The sequence below is a fragment of the Nonomuraea candida genome (genome assembly GCF_000725485.1).
GTDB classification, from domain to species: Bacteria; Actinomycetota; Actinomycetes; order Streptosporangiales; family Streptosporangiaceae; genus Nonomuraea; species Nonomuraea candida.
Genome location: NZ_JOAG01000012.1, coordinates 169,986 through 185,075, shown reverse-complemented (window position 1 = coordinate 185,075; position 15,090 = coordinate 169,986). Strand labels below are relative to the sequence as shown.

The window sequence follows — 15,090 nt, the reverse complement described above, 5'->3', positions numbered from 1 at the left end:
AGGGGAGAGGAGAGGCGATGCCGCAGCGAGAGCCGCCGCGTCCACACGGACGGCACGTGCCCGTGCGTCCCGTGCGCGTCCCGGCCAGGCGCAGCTTCGGCGACGTGCTCGCCGGGATCGGGGCGCTGGTCGTGCTGGTGGCGCTGGTGGGCGGGGTGCCGTACGCGCTGCTCACGTTCGTCGGGCCGCCCGTCGGGCCGGAGCTGCTCGACCCCGGCGTGTGGACCGGCCGCGTCGGCCCGAGCACGATCGTGGCGGTGCTGGTGCTGCTGGTCTGGCTGGCCTGGTTCCAGCTCTTCGTGTGCGTGCTGGTCGAGGTGTACGCCGGGGTCCGCCGCGTCGGCATGCCCGCCCGCGTGCCGCTCTCCGGAGGCATGCAGTTCCTGGCCAACAAGCTCGTCTCGGCCGTGCTGCTGCTGTTCACGGCCGGGGCCATGGTGGCGCCGCTGGTGAAGCTGGCGCCCACGCCCGCCGCCCCGCCGGTCACCGCGGTCGCGTACTCCGCCCCGATCGTCGAGCACACGCTGGAGACCCCCAAGACCAAGAAGGTGTACGTCGTCCAGCCCCCGCACGGCCGCCACCACGAGAGCCTGTGGGAGATCGCCGAGAAGTGCCTGGGTGACGGCCGCCGGTATCCGGAGATCTACCGGCTCAACCAGGCGAAGGAGCAGCCGGACGGCAGCCGCCTGCGGATGGCCGACCTGATCAGGCCCGGCTGGGTGCTGGACATGCCGGAGGACGCCAAGAACGTGCACATCGTGCCCGCCGACCAGCCCCGCTCGCAGACGCTGCGCGAGCACCCCGGCAGGGCGCAGGTGGACCGCGACGCCGGCCGCGACGCGCGTACCGGGGAGAAGGGCGAGCAGGGCGGCAAGGGCGAGCAGGGCGGCAAGGGCGAGCAGGGCGGCAAGGGTGACAGGAAGACCGACGGCAAGGAGCTGGAGACCCCCGGCAGGGGCGAAACCGAGCCCCGGCGGCCCGGAGAGCAGCAGATCGACCAGCAGCCCGTGGTGCGGGAGAGCCAGGACGGCGACCTGCACCAGTACCTCGCCGCCGCCTCCCTGGCCGCCGCCGGGCTGCTGCTCGTGCTGGCCAGGCGGCGGCGCGAGCAGCTCTGGCGGCGGATGTTCGGCCGCCGGATCGTCCGGCCGCGCGACGACGCCGCCCAGGCCGAGGTGGCGCTCCGGCTGGGCGGCGACGCGCCGGGGGCCCGCGTCCTGGACGTCGGGCTGCGCATGCTGGGCGCCGAGCTGGCCGCCCAGCACCGCACCCCGCCCATCGTGTACGGGGCCCACCTGTCGGCCCGCAACCTCGACCTGTGGATCCATCCGCCCGACGAGGACCCGCCCGCCCCGTGGACGGCCACGGACGGCGGCCAGATCTGGCGGCTGCCCGCCCACGAAGGCCGCCTCCTGCCGGACCCCGCCCCCCAGCCCCGCCACGGCCGCCCCCCGTACCAGGCGGATGCGGGCGGGCACGCGCGGGCGGGCGGGGCGTACCAGGCGGGCTTCGGCGGGCAGGTGCGGCAGGGCGGAGCGCCGTACCCGGGGCTGGTGTCGATCGGGACGGACGCCGGCGGCCGGGTGCTGATCGATCTGGAGGCCGCCCAGGGCCTGATCAACGTGCGCGGCCCGCAGACCACCGCCGCGCTGGCCGCCATCGCCGTCGAGCTGGCCACGAACCGCTGGTCCGACCGCATGCGCATCACGCTCGTCGGCTTCGGCGCGGAGCTGACCGCCATCGCGCCGGGCCGCATCAGGGCGGTCGGCGGCCTGGCGGAGGTGCTGCCCGAGCTGGAGGCGGGCGCGGCCCCGCGCGAGGAGGTGCTGACCGGGCGCATCACCGGCGGCTCCCGCACCGCCCACTACCTGCTCTCCGCGGTCGCGCCCACCCACGAGGAGGCCCGCCGCCTGGCGCTGCTGGCCCGCAGGGACACCGCCGGGTACGTGGTGGCCGGCGAGGTGCCGCACGCCACCTGGACCCTGGAGATCGGCGAGGACGGCAAGGCCAGGATCGCCGAGCTGGGCTTCGAGGTGGACGCCCAGCTCCTGCCCCGCCGCCACTACCGCGCGCTGATCGAGCTGTTCCGCACCGCCGACCGGCACGAGGGCGAGGCCATCCCGGAGCCCGAGCCGCTGGAGGGCCTGCATCTGCCGGCCGTGGAGGTCAGGATCCTCGGCCCCGTGGAGATCGACGGCCTGCCCCCGCTGGAGGAGGGCCGGATGGAGCTGGCGACCGAGCTGCTGGTGTACCTGGCCACGCACGTGGGCGGCGTGCATCCCGTGGTGCTCGGCGGCGTGTTGTGGCCGCGCGGCGTCCAGGACATGGTCAGGGACGCCACGATCGCCAGGGTCGCCGAATGGCTGGGGCCGCGGCACCTGCTCACCGACGAGGCCGGCCGGTTGCGGCTGGGGCCCGGCGTCCGTACGGACTGGGCGGTCTTCCGCGAGCTCGTACGCCGCGCCCAGGCCGACTCCTCGGCCCGGGCCGTCCTGCTGGAGAAGGCGCTCGGCCTGGTCAGGGGCCCGTTGCTGGCCGGCCGCCGGCCCGGCGGGTACTCCTGGCTGGCGGCCGACGACCTGGAGTACGACGTGAGCGCGGCGGTGGCCGACACCGCGCACCAGCTCTGCGAGATCCGGCTGGCGAACGGCCAGCCGGACGCGGCCGTGGCCGCCATCCGCGCGGCGTTGCTGCTGGCCACCGACGACGAGGCGCTCTGGCGCGACCTGCTGCGGGCCACGCACGCCACGCAGGACACCGTGCGCCTGCGCGCCGTCGTCGAGGGGCTGGCCAGGCGGGCGGCCTCGCACCCGTACGGAGGCGGGATGGCCCCCGAGACCGAGGCGTTGATCGAGGAACTGCTGCCCACGTGGCGCATCCATGTGGTGAGGGAGTCGTCGGCATGAGACGTGAGACGCCGAGACGGGCGGTCCTGGCTCGCGGCAGGCGAGCGGTGGCGCTGGTCGCCGGCGCGGGGCTGCTGGCGGCGGGTTGCGCCGCGCCCGAACGGCCGTACCGGCCGCAGGAGGGCGCCCCACCGGCCGCGCCCGCCGCCCCCACCGGCCCCGGCGACGGCGCCGGGCGGCCGTCCGACGGGACGGAGACCGTGCGCGTCGCCGACGGCCTGCGGGCGCGCATCGAATGGCCCGCGAACCCCGACCCGCTGCTCAAGGTCATGGTCGACCAGTACGTCGGCACCCGCCGGGCCGTGGCGGAGGGCCGGCGCGTCTACAAGGAGGGCCTCGAACTCGACGCCGCCGTCCAGGCGAGCGACTGGGTGGCATCCTTCGCCGACGAGCGGTGGACGATGCGCGGCGTCGGACGCCTCTACAACCTGCGGGTCAGCGCCCGGGTGGGCAAGGGCGCCCAGGTCGACGCCTGTGTCGACGAATCGGGGATCAGGATGGTCTCCTCCCGCACCGGAAGGGCCATCAGCCCGCAACCCGCGTGGCTGCGCACCCCCTACGGCCAGAGCGTGGCCGCCCGCCGCGGCGACGACGGGGTGTGGCGCATCAGGACGTACGTCGATTCCAGAGAGAGATGCACCCGATGAAACCTTGGCTGGCGGCGTTGCTCATCGCACCGCTGCTCCTCGATCCCGACCCGGGCCCCGGCGGGCAGACCACCCAGGAGAAGATCCAGTCCGGCAACACGGTGGGGTGGCAGGGCAAGCACACCAACGTCGTCGTCTCCGGCGACGTCGGAGGCGGCAAGAGCGACGGCTACCGCATCCCGAGCCCGTGCTGGTACGAGCCGGGCCCCACTCCCGAGGAGATGCTCCGGCAGCGCGACTCGGGCCGGGACGCGGCCAACCGCGCCCGGATCGACGAGGAGGGCCATCAGGCGTTCATCCAGCAGTTCAGGGACAAGCTCGGCGAGGACGGGCGCTGGTGGCTGCCCGCGCTGAACGAGGCCGACCCGAACGGCGTGGCCTGCTGGACCAACCTCGAACAGTTCATCTTCGTGCCCAACGGCACCACCCCGCCGGCGGGCATCACGATCGCGCAACTGGCGCAGATCGCCCGGGCCGCGCTGACCGTGCCCGAGCCGGCCGTCAAGCTGAACCCCGACGCCAAGAGCTACGTCAACCTGCCCACCTGGGTCTGGCTGGAGGGCATCGGCACGCCCCGCCGCAGCGTCACGGCGGAGCTGCCCGGCGTCATGAGCGTGACCGTCGTCGCCACGCTCGACCGCGTCGAGATCGACCCCGGCACGACGCCCGACCGGGCCAAGGTGACCGACAGCGGCTGCGGGACGACCGGCAGGCCGTACACGAAGAGCGGCGAGTTCGCCTGCGGCGTGCAGTACCTGCGCTCGTCGATCGACCAGCCGCGCGAGAAGTACACGCTCGGCGTCACCACCGTGTGGCAGGTCGACGCGCAGGGCCAGGGGCAGGAGGTCACGGTCGAGTTCGCGCCCGTGCAGCTGGAGACCACCCGGGACGTCCCGGTCGGCGAGATCCAGAGCAACGTCCGCCCCTGACGCGGGTCCCGGCCTGAAGAGAGCCCGGGCCGGGAGTTTTCGGGACGCTTGAGGGCCTTGGGACGCCGTGAGGGCCTTGGGGTGCCTCAGGTGATGACGGCGGCGAGCGGGGCCAGCTCCGGCTGCTCCGCCGCCTCGGCCAGCACCTCCTTCAGCACGCTGTCGTGCGTGGGCCCGGCCCGCTCCAGCAGCTCCCGCCCGTCGGGCGTGACCTCGGAGTAGATGCCGCGCCGGTCGTCCTCGCACAGGTAGCGGCGCAGCAGCCCGCGGTTCTCCAGCCGCGTCACCAGCCGGGTGGTCGCGCTCTGGCTGAGCACCACCGCCCTGGCGAGCTGCTGCATGCGCATGTGCCAGCCGTCCTGCCTGGCCAGCACGTCGAGCACGGTGTACTCGCTCACGCTCAGCCCGTGCTCCTTCTGCAGCGCCTTCTCCAGCCGGTCCTCGATCTTGGCGTGCAGCGCCGCGAGCGTGCGCCAGCCCTGGGCGCGCGCCTCGACGGCGTCGTCGGAGATGGCCATGGTGACAGCCTCCTCGGCATGCTTGTATGGTGACTTAGTCGGCGTGTGCAAATAATGTCCACGCTTACTAACGTCGTTTGAGGAGTATTCTATGCCTCTCGCCCTGTTCGCCCTCGCGATCAGCGCCTTCGGCATCGGAACCACGGAGTTCATCATCAACGGGCTGCTGCCCGAGCTGGCCAGGGACTTCGCCGTCACGATCCCGGCCGCGGGCCTGCTGGTCTCCGGCTACGCCCTCGGGGTGGCCGTCGGCGGGCCGCCGCTGACCATGCTCGGCGGGCGGTTGCCGCGCAAGACGATGCTGCTGTGGCTGATGGTGCTGTTCGTCGTGGGCAACCTGCTGTCGGCGCTGGCCCCCTCGTACGGCGTGCTCATGGTCGGCCGGTTCCTCGCGGCCTTCGCGCACGGTGCGTACTTCGGGGTCGGCTCGGTGGTCGCCGCCGACCTGGTCGCGCCGCAGAAGCGGGCCAGCGCCATCGCCCTGATGTTCACCGGGCTCACGCTCGCGAACGTGCTGGGCGTGCCCCTGGGCACGTGGATCGGGCAGTCGTTCGGCTGGCGGGCCACGTTCTGGGTGGTGGTCGTGATCGGCCTGGTCGGGTTCGCCGGCGTCCTGGCCCTGGTGCCGCGTCAGCCCCGGCCCTCGGGAGGCGGCCTGCGCAGCGAGCTGGCCACCTTCCGCAAGGCCGGCGTCTGGCTGGCGCTGGCCATGACCGTCTTCGGCTTCGCGCCGGTCTTCGCCGTCATCACGTTCATCTCGCCGATCATGACCGGCGTCGGCGGCTTCTCGCCGGGCGCGGTGCCGGTGGTGATGGCCGTCTTCGGCGTCGGCCTCGTGGCCGGCAACCTCATCGGCGGCAAGCTCGCCGACCGGGCCGTCATGCCCAGCATCTACGGCTCGGTGGGCCTGCTCACGCTGCTCGCCGTCGTGGTGGCGCTCGTCTCGTCCAACCAGATCGCCTTCATTGTCGCGATCACGCTGTTCGGCGTGGCCGCCTTCGCCACAGTCCCGCCGCTGCAGACCCGCGTCCTGGACGCCGCCGCCGGCGCCCCGACCCTCGCCTCGGCCGCCAACATCGGCGCCTTCAACCTGGGCAACGCCATCGGCTCGTTCGCCGCGGGCCTGACCATCGACGCCGGCCTCGGCTACACGGCCCCGGCCTGGACGGCCGTCGTGCTCGGTCTCGCGGGCCTCGGCGCCGCCGCGCTCGCCGGCGCCCAGGCCCGCCGCCTCGTCCCCGCCTGACCCACCCCCCGGGCCGGCCCGCCACCCGGCCGGCCCGGAGGCCAGGGTCAGTCGAACAGCTCCTCGACGGTGGAGGCGGTGACGGCCCTGTCGATCCAGGTCCCCAGGGTCGCCAGGTCACGGCACTTGAGAATGCGCTTCTCGGTCTCGAACGGAACCGGGATCTGTCGGACGTTCAGGATCCTGAGGAGAGCCTTGGCTTCGCCTCTTGCCGCACCTCGCGCCTCACCGTATTCGACGGCCTCGCGGATGATCGGATTCCTCATCGCTTCTTTGATACCGATGGCCACTTTCAGCTCCTTGAACAGCTGAACGTCGACGAGTCTGGACAGGCTGAACCCGGGGCCGGCTCGCCATACTGCCGGCCCCGGGTTCAGGGTCAGTCGAACAGCTCCTCGACGGTGGAGGCGGTGACGGCCCTGTCGATCCAGGTCTCCAGGGTCGCCAGGTCGTCGCACGCGAGGATGCGCTCCTGGGTTTCGAACGGAACCGGGATCCGCCGCCTGTTCAGGATCCTGAGGACAGCCTTGGCATCGCCCTTGGCTTCACCGTATTCGACGGCCTCGCGGATGATCGGATTCCTCATGGCTTCTTTGATGCCGATAGCCACATTGAGCTCCTTGAACAGCTGGACGGCGTCGGGTCCGGACAGCATGGCGTATACAAGCGCAGCATAACTCGGCTGCCCTTCCAGCGGATGCTGCTCGGCATCGAGCCACGTCCGCAGCACCTCCAGGGCCTCGTCCCCGCCGCGGATGCCGTACGCGATGGCCGAGAGCGCCGCGAGTTCCGGGTTGGCGTACGCCTCGTGGAGATCGGTGACCTTGGGCACGTCGTGCAGGTCGGTGACACACGGGTGGAGCACCCAGTCCGGATGCCCCATGTGGATGGGTCTGGCGCAGGCCACGGCGGTCTCCCTGTTCACGCAGAACACGAGAAGCACCACAGGGCACTTCTGGCGAGCCCGAAGCGTGGCCATGTAGACCGGCCAGGACCATTGTTTGTCCTTGTCGAATCGTCGCTGCACCTCCAGCACCACGGCCGTCACCGGCTTGCCCTGGTGCAACAGGGTGACGACCGAGTCGGCCCGGAACTCCGTCGGCTGGATGTCGGTGAAGTCGCAGTTGCCCAGCTGGGCATCGTCGAAACAGGGCACCTCGATCTTCATGTTGGTCAGCAGCGAGACGACCAGGCTCGGACGGTTGCGTACGAGTTCGAGCAGGTACTCATGTTCTAATGTCGGCGTCATGCCGAGCAAGTTACCGAAGGTAGTCAGTCGATTTCATTCAGTTATTGATACCTCCGCTTTCGTGGGCGATCAGCCACTCTTTCACTGGTACGCCGTAGTAATACCCGCCATATCCCCCGCCAGCCGGCAACACCCGATGGCAGGGCACGAAGGGGGCGATCAGGTTCTGCGCGCAGGCCGAGCCCGCGGCGCGGGCCGCCGTCTTCGGCATTCCCGCGCGTTCGGCCAGCTCCGCGTACGACACGGTCGTCCCCGCCTTGACCTCCCGCAACGCGGCGTGCAGCCGCTTGCGCGTGGGCGAGCCGGGCTGCGAGACCGGGACGGCGTCCAGCGCGTGCAGGTCGCCGTCGAAATAGGCGCGGGTCGCCTCGGCCGCGAGACCGAGATCGTCCACGACCTCCAGCCCCTCCGCCTGCAACGCGGGCGTGAGCCGGACGAACATCTCCGTCGGGTCGGCGGTGAACCCGGCCGCGACCAGCACCCCCTCCCGGGACAGCAGGGCCAGCGGGCCCACCGGCGTCGGTACGAGCTGAGCAGCGATCATGAGGAGCTCCAGAGGTGCAGGGCGGCGTACGCCCGCCACGGGCGCCACCGCTCGATGTGGTCTTCGGGAATGCCCAGGGCGGCCATGCGCTTGTGCAGCACCAGGTCGGCCGTGGGCCAGGCGTCGGGGTCGCGCAGCGCCCGCAGGGCGATGTAGCCGGCCGTCCACGGGCCGATCCCGCGGACCTCCAGCAGCCCCGCCACCGCCTCCGCCGGGTCCATGCCGCCGTCCAGGTCGAGGTGGCCGTGGGCCAGGCGGGCGGCCAGGTCCTTGATCGTGGCGACGCGGCGGCCGGTCAGGCCCAGCCCGGTCAGGTCGGCGTCGAGGAGGCGGGCGGGGCCGGGGAAGAGGCCGCCGGGCGCGCCGGCCCTGGCGACGATCCGGCCGAGCAGCGTACGCGCCCCGGCCACCGAGATCTGCTGGCCCACCACGGCGCGCACGGCCAGCTCGAACCCGTCGAACGCCCCCGGCACCCGCAGCCCCGGCCGCGCCGCCACCAGCGGGGCGAGCGAGGTCTGGCCGAGGACGTCGGAGATGGCCCGCGGGTCCGCGTCCAGGTCGAGCAGGCGGCGGCAGCGGGCCACGACGCGGGCGAGCTGGCGCGTGTCGTCCACGGCCACGTCCAGCGCGATGTGGTCGGGGCGGGGCGTGAGCGTGATCGTCCCACCCGGCACGGCCCTGCGGTACGACGTGCCGTCCGCCACCTCCAGCCCGGGGATCGCCCGGGAGGCGAGGAAGGCGAAGACGCCGTCCGCGTCGTACGGCTCCCGCCGGTGCAGCCGCAACCGCAGCGCCGCCGGCGGCCCGGCCACCGCACCGCCCGCCGCGCCGGCTGTCGCGTCGGCTGTCGTGCCGCCCGCCGCACCACCCGCCGCGCCGGCTGTCGTGCCGCCCGCCGCGCCGGTCGCCGCAGCGCCCGCGGTGACGGCTGCCGCGCCGGCCTTCGGGCCGGAGGTGCGCGGGGCCGGGGTGGGGCGGGGGCCGGAGGTGGCGCGCAGTTCGCTGGGCGTGAAGCCGTACGTCTCCCGCATCGTCGCGTTGAACTGCCGCACGCTGCCGAACCCCGCCGCGAACGCCACCTCCGTCACCGGCAGCCCCGTCTCCGTCAGGAGCTGCTTGGCCAGCAGCAGCCGCTTGGTCCTGGCCACCGCCAGTGGCCCGACGCCCAGCTCGGCCACGAACAGCCGGTGCAGGTGCCGCTCGGTGATGTGCAGCCGCCTGGCCAGCCCGGCCACGCCCTGCTCGTCCGCCGCGCCGTCGTCGATGAGCCGCAGCGCCCGCCCCACGAGGTCGCCGCGCAGGTCCCAGCCGGGGTCCCCGGGCGACAGCTCGGGGCGGCAGCGCTTGCACGGCCGGAACCCGGCGGCCTCGGCCGACGCCGCGTGCCGGTAGAAGCGCACGTTGCGGGAGGAGGGCGTACGGGCGGGGCAGATCGGACGGCAGTAGATGCGCGTCGTCGTCACCGCCGTGTAGAAACGACCGTCGAACCGGGCGTCCCTGGAGGAGACGGCCCGGTAACAGGAGTCGAAGTCGAGTTCCAGTGGCGACATGCTTCCGACAGTATGCGCTCCCCAAGGGGACCCACTGGCGGAAATCAGACACCACCGTCACACCCGGTTCCGCCGCCGCGGGCGGGTCCTCGGCCCGGGAGCGCGGCGGCGGTGGGTGTGCCTATTTGGACGAGACTCCCACCCCCAGGTCGAACTCCCGGTAGACCCGCGCCCAGAACCCGTCACGCAGCCACACCCGCGCCTCCGGGTAGGGCCGCAGCGAGTGCCCGAGCTCCTTCTCCGCCTCGATCAGCAACTCGGTGTCGATGACGGTCGGCAGGATGGGGCCGGGCAGCAGGTCGCGGATGTTGTCACGCCCGCGCGTGAGGATCCACTTCTGCGCGACGTGCTCGCCCACGTCCTCCACGCGCGGCCGGCTCGGGCCGAGCTTGGCGACCTGGCCGGGTTTGGCGTGCGGTTTGACGGGAGCGCGCCCGGCGAAGACCTGGGCGGGCGATGGGGCGGCGGCGGGCGGAGTGACCGGAACGGGTTGCGGAGCACGGCTGAAAAAGGGTCTTAGGAAATCGGCGGTGATCACTTCGACGGTGTCGGACTCCCACACCAGGCGCTCGGCCTGGTTGGTGCCGTAAGGCGGTTCGACGCCCCACAGGTGGATGCGCACGCCGTACGCCTGCGCCGCCTCGACCGCCGGAACCATGTCCTCATCGCCCGCCAGCAGGATCGTGTCGGTGACCGCATGATGCCTGGCCAGTGCCTCCAGATCGCTCCGGATCTGCGCGTCGACGCCCTTCTGCTGGCCACGGGCGTTCAGGTTGCCGAGGCGCACCTTGACCCACGGAAGCTGAGCGATGACCCGCTGGTCGACGGTAGGCACGCGGTCACGGGCTGCGTCATACCAATAGATCCGCAGAAGTTCGCCGGAAATACGTTCCTCTGCATGTTTCTGTAGACTCTGGATGAGCTCATCGGCGGCCACCCGATATTCCTTGCGCTCCTTCGCACCGAGCAGCACTTCGCCTGCCGCAGCGTACAGATAACCGACATCCACTAGGACGGCGTACTTGGCTGCCACAGGATGCGGCATGAGGTCTGGGATGGCCATGTCGTCCTCCAGGCCGCGGTGTTAGTTGATCGGCTGACTATATACGCCTACTTTCTCTAGATAGTCCCAACTCCCGGGGAACTTGACACCCGATTCGCAGGATCTATCTAGGGCAGTGCGCTCATCCGCCATGCCGACTTCCCTGGTGCGACAGGCTTACGCATAGCTCTAGCCGGGTTTCGCCATGTTTGGCGGCGTGGTTCGGGAGGGGTGCGCGGTTCGGCGGGCGGGCTCTGCCGGGCCGCCAGGACTGCCGTCAACGCGGCGATCTCCTCGGGCGTGGCATCCCCGCGGACAATACGCAGATGAGCCGTCATAGCGGGATGTTCCCATGCTTCTTGGGCGGAAGGGATGCCCGCTTGTTCCGCAGGGCCCGCAGCGCCCTGACGACCTGGGGCCGGGTTTCGGACGGCCGGATCACCGCGTCGACGTAGCCGCGCTCCGCCGCGATGTACGGGTTGGCCAGCGTGTCCTCGTACTCGGTGACGAGCCTGGCGCGCTCGGCGTCCGGGTCGGCGGCGGCGGCCAGCGTGCGCCGGTGCAGGATGTTGACCGCGCCCTGCGCGCCCATGACCGCGATCTGGGCGGTCGGCCAGGCCAGGTTCACGTCCGCGCCCAGGTGCTTGGAGCCCATGACGTCGTACGCGCCGCCGTACGCCTTGCGCGTGATGACCGTGATGAGGGGGACGGTGGCCTCGGCGTAGGCGTACAGGAGCTTGGCGCCGCGGCGGATGATTCCGTTCCATTCCTGATCGGTGCCGGGCAGGAAACCCGGTACATCAACAAAAGTCAGGATTGGAATATTAAACGCATCACATGTTCGAATAAATCTGGCAGCCTTCTCGGATGCGTTGATATCCAGACATCCGGCGAAATGCATGGGCTGGTTGGCCACCACGCCCACCGGCTGGCCGTCCAACCGGCCGTACCCGACCACGATGTTCGGCGCGAACAGCGCGTGGACCTCCAGGAACTCCCCGTCGTCCAGCACGTGCTCGATCACCCGGTGCATGTCGTACGGCTGGTTCGGCGAGTCGGGGATCAGCGCGTCCAGCTCGGGGTCGGGCTCCAGGTGCGCGGCCGCCTCGTAGACCGGGGCCTCGTCCAGGTTGTTCGACGGCAGGTAGGACAGCAGCGCCTTGACGTACTCGAGCGCGTCCTCCTCGTCGGCGGCCTGGTAATGGGCCACGCCCGACCGGGTGTTGTGCGCGTGGGCCCCGCCCAGCTCCTCGAACGTGACCTCCTCGCCCGTCACCGTCTTGATCACGTCGGGTCCGGTGATGAACATGTGCGAGGTCTGGTCCACCATCACCACGAAGTCGGTCAGCGCGGGGGAGTAGACGTGCCCGCCGGCCGCGGCGCCCATGATGAGCGAGATCTGCGGGATGACGCCGGAGGCGTGCACATTGCGCTTGAAGATCTCCGCGTACAGGCCGAGCGCGACCACGCCCTCCTGGATGCGCGCGCCGCCGCCCTCGTTGATGCCGATGATGGGGCAGCCGGTCTTGAGCGCCAGGTCGAGCACCTTGACGATCTTCTCGCCGTACACCTCGCCGAGCGAGCCGCCGAACACGGTCACGTCCTGCGAGAACACGCACACCTGCCGGCCGTCGATCGTGCCGTGCCCCGTGATGACGCCGTCGCCGTACGGCCGCCGCTCGTCCAGCCCGAACATCGTGGAGCGGTGCCTGGCGAACGTGTCGAACTCCACGAACGAGCCCTCGTCCAGCAGCGCCAGCACCCGCTCCCTGGCGGTCATCTTGCCCCTGGCGTGCTGCTTCTCCACGGCCGCCGCGGAGCCCGCGTGCAGCGCCTCGTCGAGTCGCCGCCCCAGATCGGCGATCTTCCCTGCGGTGGTGTGGATGTCCGGCTCTTCGGGCGATTCTCCCGGCAACGCCTCGGCAGTGGTCATGCGCGCAAGGTTAACCCTTCCTCCTAGAGTGGAGCCATGACGGACGCGGTTCGCACCCATGGCCTTCTCAAGCGATACGGGCAGCAGATCGCCGTCGCCGGGGTCGATCTCGTCGTCCCCGCAGGCAGCTTCGCGGGTCTGGTGGGCCCCAACGGCGCGGGCAAGACGACCACGCTCAGCATGATCACCGGGCTGCTGCGTCCCGACGGCGGCTCCGCCGAGGTGGACGGCTTCCACGTCTGGCGCGACCCGGTCGAGGTCAAGGCCCGCATCGGCGTGCTGCCCGAGGGGCTGCGGCTGTTCGAGCGGCTGTCGGGCCGCGAGCTGCTCCTCTACAACGGCAGGCTGCGCGGCCTGCCCAAGGCCGACGTCGAGCGGCGCGCCGGCGAGCTGCTGGCCGTGATGGACCTGACCGCCGCCGCCGACAAGCTGGTCGTCGACTACTCCACCGGCATGCGCAAGAAGATCGGCCTGGCCGCGGCGCTGCTGCACAACCCGTCGGTGCTCTTCCTCGACGAGCCGTTCGAGGGCGTCGACCCGGTCAGCGCCAACACGCTGACCGAGGTGCTGCGGCGCTTCACCGCCTCCGGCTCCACCGTCATCTTCTCCAGCCACGTGATGGACCTGGTCGAGCGGCTGTGCGACTGGGTGTCGGTGATGAGCGGGGGCCACATCGTGGCGCAGGGGCCGCTGGCGGACGTACGCGGCGGGCGCAGCCTCAACCAGGCCTTCCTCGAACTCGTCGGCCAACCGGCCAACGGCGGCGGCTCCGACCTGAGCTGGCTCGGCGCCAGACCGGCGGCCCCGGCAGCCCCGTCTCCTGCGGCCTCGCCCGCGTCGGCTCCGTCCCCTGCGGCCCCGGCTCCGGCGGCTCCGCCCGCGGCCGAGCCGCCCTCCGAGGCGGTGTGATGGCCACCGTCGCGCTCTTCGCGCAGCTCAAGCTGCGCCTGCTGGCCGGCAACCTGCGCGGCGACCTCCAGCGCAAGCTCGGCTTCGTCTTCACCCTGGTCTCCGCCGCGGGGCTGGCCGCGCTCGGCTTCTTCCTCATGAGCCTGCTGCGCCTGGCGCCCCCGGACATCGCCTCCTCCCTGGTGACCGTGCTCTTCTCCGCCTTCCTGTTCGGCTGGATGGTGGTGCCGCTGATGGCGTTCGGCCTGGACGACACGCTCGACCCGGCCAAGCTGGCGCTGTTCCCGCTGGGCACGCGGCGGATGGCGATCGGCATGTTCACCGCGTCCGTCACCGGCGTCTGGCCGGCGGCGATGCTGATCGTCACGTTCGGCGCGCTGGTCGGGCTGGCCTCCGGCGCCGGCTGGCTGCTCGGCGTGCTGGCCGTGCTGCTGCAGTTCGGGCTCTGCGTGGTGACGTCCCGGCTGATCACCACGTCGCTGTCCAGCGCGCTGCGCACCCGGCGCGGCCGTGACGTGCTGGCCGTGGCGGCGCTGCTCGTCGTGCTGCTCTCCCAGCTCCCCAACCTGCTGCTGAACTCCGGCTTCCGCGACCCCGAGGCCATGCTGCACCAGCTCGCCGGCGTGCTGCGCTGGACCCCGCCGGGCATGACGGCCCACGCCATCTCCGACGGCGGCCCGGTCGCGCTGGCCGAGCTGGCCTTCGTGGCGCTGCTCGTGGTGGCGCTGGCCTGGTTGTGGATCAAGGCGCTCGGCCGGGCCCTCGTCACGCCCGACGTCTCCACCCAGGCCGCCTCCGTGCGCAGGGAGCGCGGGCTGGCCGACCGGCTCCTGCCCGACGGGCCGCTGGCGGCGGTGGTGACCAAGGAGCTGAAGTACTTCCGGCGCGAGCCCCGCTACCGCGTGGGCTGGTTCAGCGCCGTCCTGGTCACGGTCGTGCTGGCGTTCTCGCTGAGCAGGACGACCGAGGGCGGCGGCGGGTCCGGCGTGCCGATCGCCCTGGCCGCCGTCGCCGCCCTGATGATCGCGCTGCAGTCGGGCAACGCGTTCGGCATCGACGGCCGCTCCCTGTGGATGAACGCCGTCGCCTTCGGCTCCGAGCGCGCCCTGGCCACCGACCTGGCCGGGCGGCACCTGGCCAACGCGGTGGTCGCCGTGCCGCTGCTCGCCGTGATCGCCGCCGCGGCCGGCCTGCTCGTGGGGGAGCCGGGCGCGATCGCGCCCGCCATGCTGGCCGGGTGGGGCACGCTCGGGATCGCGCTCGGCGTCGGGTCGGTGACGAGCGTGGTGCTGCCGTACACGGTGCCCGAACGGATGAACGCCTTCAGCGGCGCCGCCCCGGGCCAGGGCGGGCTGGCCTTCGCCTCCTCCCTCGGGGCCATGATGGGGGTCGGGCTGCTCGCGCTGCCGTTCGTGGTGCCGCTGTTGTTCGGGCTCACCTGGGTCTGCGCGCTCGCGCCGTGCTACGGGCTGCTGGCGGAGACGCTCGGCCGCCGGCTGGCCGCCAGGATCGGCTTCGCCCGCACCCCGGAGCTGCTCGCGGCGGTGTCAAAGCCCACCTGAGCAGTGGTCTAGTCCAATAACTGAGACCGGTCTACGGCGTCGTGAACCGACTCGC

The 15,090-nt window shown here is 71.9% G+C and carries 14 protein-coding genes; 6 read left to right on the top strand and 8 right to left on the bottom strand.

Annotated elements, in window-relative coordinates; translation table 11 throughout:
• Positions 1-56 precede the first annotated feature (56 nt).
• The 3 genes from IO39_RS12780 to IO39_RS12770 are packed head-to-tail and all read left to right on the top strand — an operon-like array spanning position 57 to position 4,482.
• The gene (locus tag IO39_RS12780; protein WP_052422814.1) at positions 57-2,906 is read left to right on the top strand and encodes a BTAD domain-containing putative transcriptional regulator; all 2,850 of its coding nucleotides are present in this window, start codon (positions 57-59) and stop codon (positions 2,904-2,906) included.
• Positions 2,903-3,553 carry a hypothetical protein gene (locus IO39_RS12775; RefSeq protein ID WP_157548262.1) on the top strand — a complete coding sequence of 217 codons (651 nt, stop codon included), beginning with the start codon at positions 2,903-2,905 and terminating at the stop codon, positions 3,551-3,553. Before IO39_RS12780 ends, IO39_RS12775 begins: the two co-directional genes overlap by 4 nt.
• The gene (locus tag IO39_RS12770; protein ID WP_043620884.1) at positions 3,550-4,482 is read left to right on the top strand and encodes a hypothetical protein; all 933 of its coding nucleotides are present in this window, start codon (positions 3,550-3,552) and stop codon (positions 4,480-4,482) included. Before IO39_RS12775 ends, IO39_RS12770 begins: the two co-directional genes overlap by 4 nt.
• Positions 4,483-4,568: 86 nt before the next feature.
• On the opposite strand, the gene IO39_RS12765 is transcribed toward IO39_RS12770, so the two are convergent.
• A complete protein-coding gene (locus tag IO39_RS12765) occupies positions 4,569-5,000 on the bottom strand; it encodes a MarR family winged helix-turn-helix transcriptional regulator (protein WP_043620879.1) in 432 nt (143 codons plus the stop codon).
• Positions 5,001-5,091: 91 nt separating this feature from the next.
• Here IO39_RS12765 and IO39_RS12760 point away from each other — a divergent pair, with 91 nt between their 5' ends.
• Positions 5,092-6,246 (top strand): MFS transporter, encoded by a 1,155-nt coding sequence (locus IO39_RS12760; protein ID WP_043620876.1) that lies wholly within the window; start codon positions 5,092-5,094, stop codon positions 6,244-6,246.
• Positions 6,247-6,293: 47 nt separating this feature from the next.
• Here the strand turns inward: IO39_RS12760 and IO39_RS12755 are convergent, their stop codons facing one another.
• The 7 genes from IO39_RS12755 to IO39_RS12730 all read right to left on the bottom strand — a co-directional run bounded on the left by IO39_RS12755 (position 6,294) and on the right by IO39_RS12730 (position 12,564).
• The gene (locus IO39_RS12755) at positions 6,294-6,536 is read right to left on the bottom strand and encodes a hypothetical protein (protein ID WP_157548258.1); all 243 of its coding nucleotides are present in this window, start codon (positions 6,534-6,536) and stop codon (positions 6,294-6,296) included.
• Between the two features lie 89 nt (positions 6,537-6,625).
• Complete coding sequence (locus tag IO39_RS12750) at positions 6,626-7,504, bottom strand: RpnC/YadD family protein (protein ID WP_157548256.1); 879 nt, start codon at positions 7,502-7,504, stop codon at positions 6,626-6,628.
• Between the two features lie 28 nt (positions 7,505-7,532).
• Positions 7,533-8,039: a methylated-DNA--[protein]-cysteine S-methyltransferase gene (locus IO39_RS12745; RefSeq protein ID WP_043620867.1), complete on the bottom strand. Its 507-nt coding sequence runs from the start codon at positions 8,037-8,039 to the stop codon at positions 7,533-7,535.
• Complete coding sequence (locus IO39_RS12740) at positions 8,036-9,589, bottom strand: AlkA N-terminal domain-containing protein (RefSeq protein ID WP_043620864.1); 1,554 nt, start codon at positions 9,587-9,589, stop codon at positions 8,036-8,038. The genes IO39_RS12745 and IO39_RS12740 overlap by 4 nt, the downstream gene beginning before the upstream one ends.
• Before the next feature lie 121 nt (positions 9,590-9,710).
• The gene (locus IO39_RS12735) at positions 9,711-10,652 is read right to left on the bottom strand and encodes an NYN domain-containing protein (protein WP_043620860.1); all 942 of its coding nucleotides are present in this window, start codon (positions 10,650-10,652) and stop codon (positions 9,711-9,713) included.
• 107 nt (positions 10,653-10,759) lie between these two features.
• On the bottom strand, positions 10,760-10,969 hold the full coding sequence (locus tag IO39_RS52525; protein WP_084772748.1) for an acyl-CoA carboxylase subunit epsilon: 210 nt from the start codon (positions 10,967-10,969) through the stop codon (positions 10,760-10,762).
• Positions 10,966-12,564: an acyl-CoA carboxylase subunit beta gene (locus IO39_RS12730; RefSeq protein ID WP_043620856.1), complete on the bottom strand. Its 1,599-nt coding sequence runs from the start codon at positions 12,562-12,564 to the stop codon at positions 10,966-10,968. Before IO39_RS12730 ends, IO39_RS52525 begins: the two co-directional genes overlap by 4 nt.
• 36 nt (positions 12,565-12,600) lie before the next feature.
• Between IO39_RS12730 and IO39_RS12725 the strand changes: the two genes are divergently transcribed.
• Positions 12,601-13,473, top strand: a complete 873-nt coding sequence (locus IO39_RS12725; protein WP_052422813.1) for an ABC transporter ATP-binding protein — start codon at positions 12,601-12,603, stop codon at positions 13,471-13,473.
• Positions 13,473-15,035: a hypothetical protein gene (locus IO39_RS12720; RefSeq protein WP_043620853.1), complete on the top strand. Its 1,563-nt coding sequence runs from the start codon at positions 13,473-13,475 to the stop codon at positions 15,033-15,035. Before IO39_RS12725 ends, IO39_RS12720 begins: the two co-directional genes overlap by 1 nt.
• The last annotated feature ends 55 nt before the right edge of the window (positions 15,036-15,090 follow it).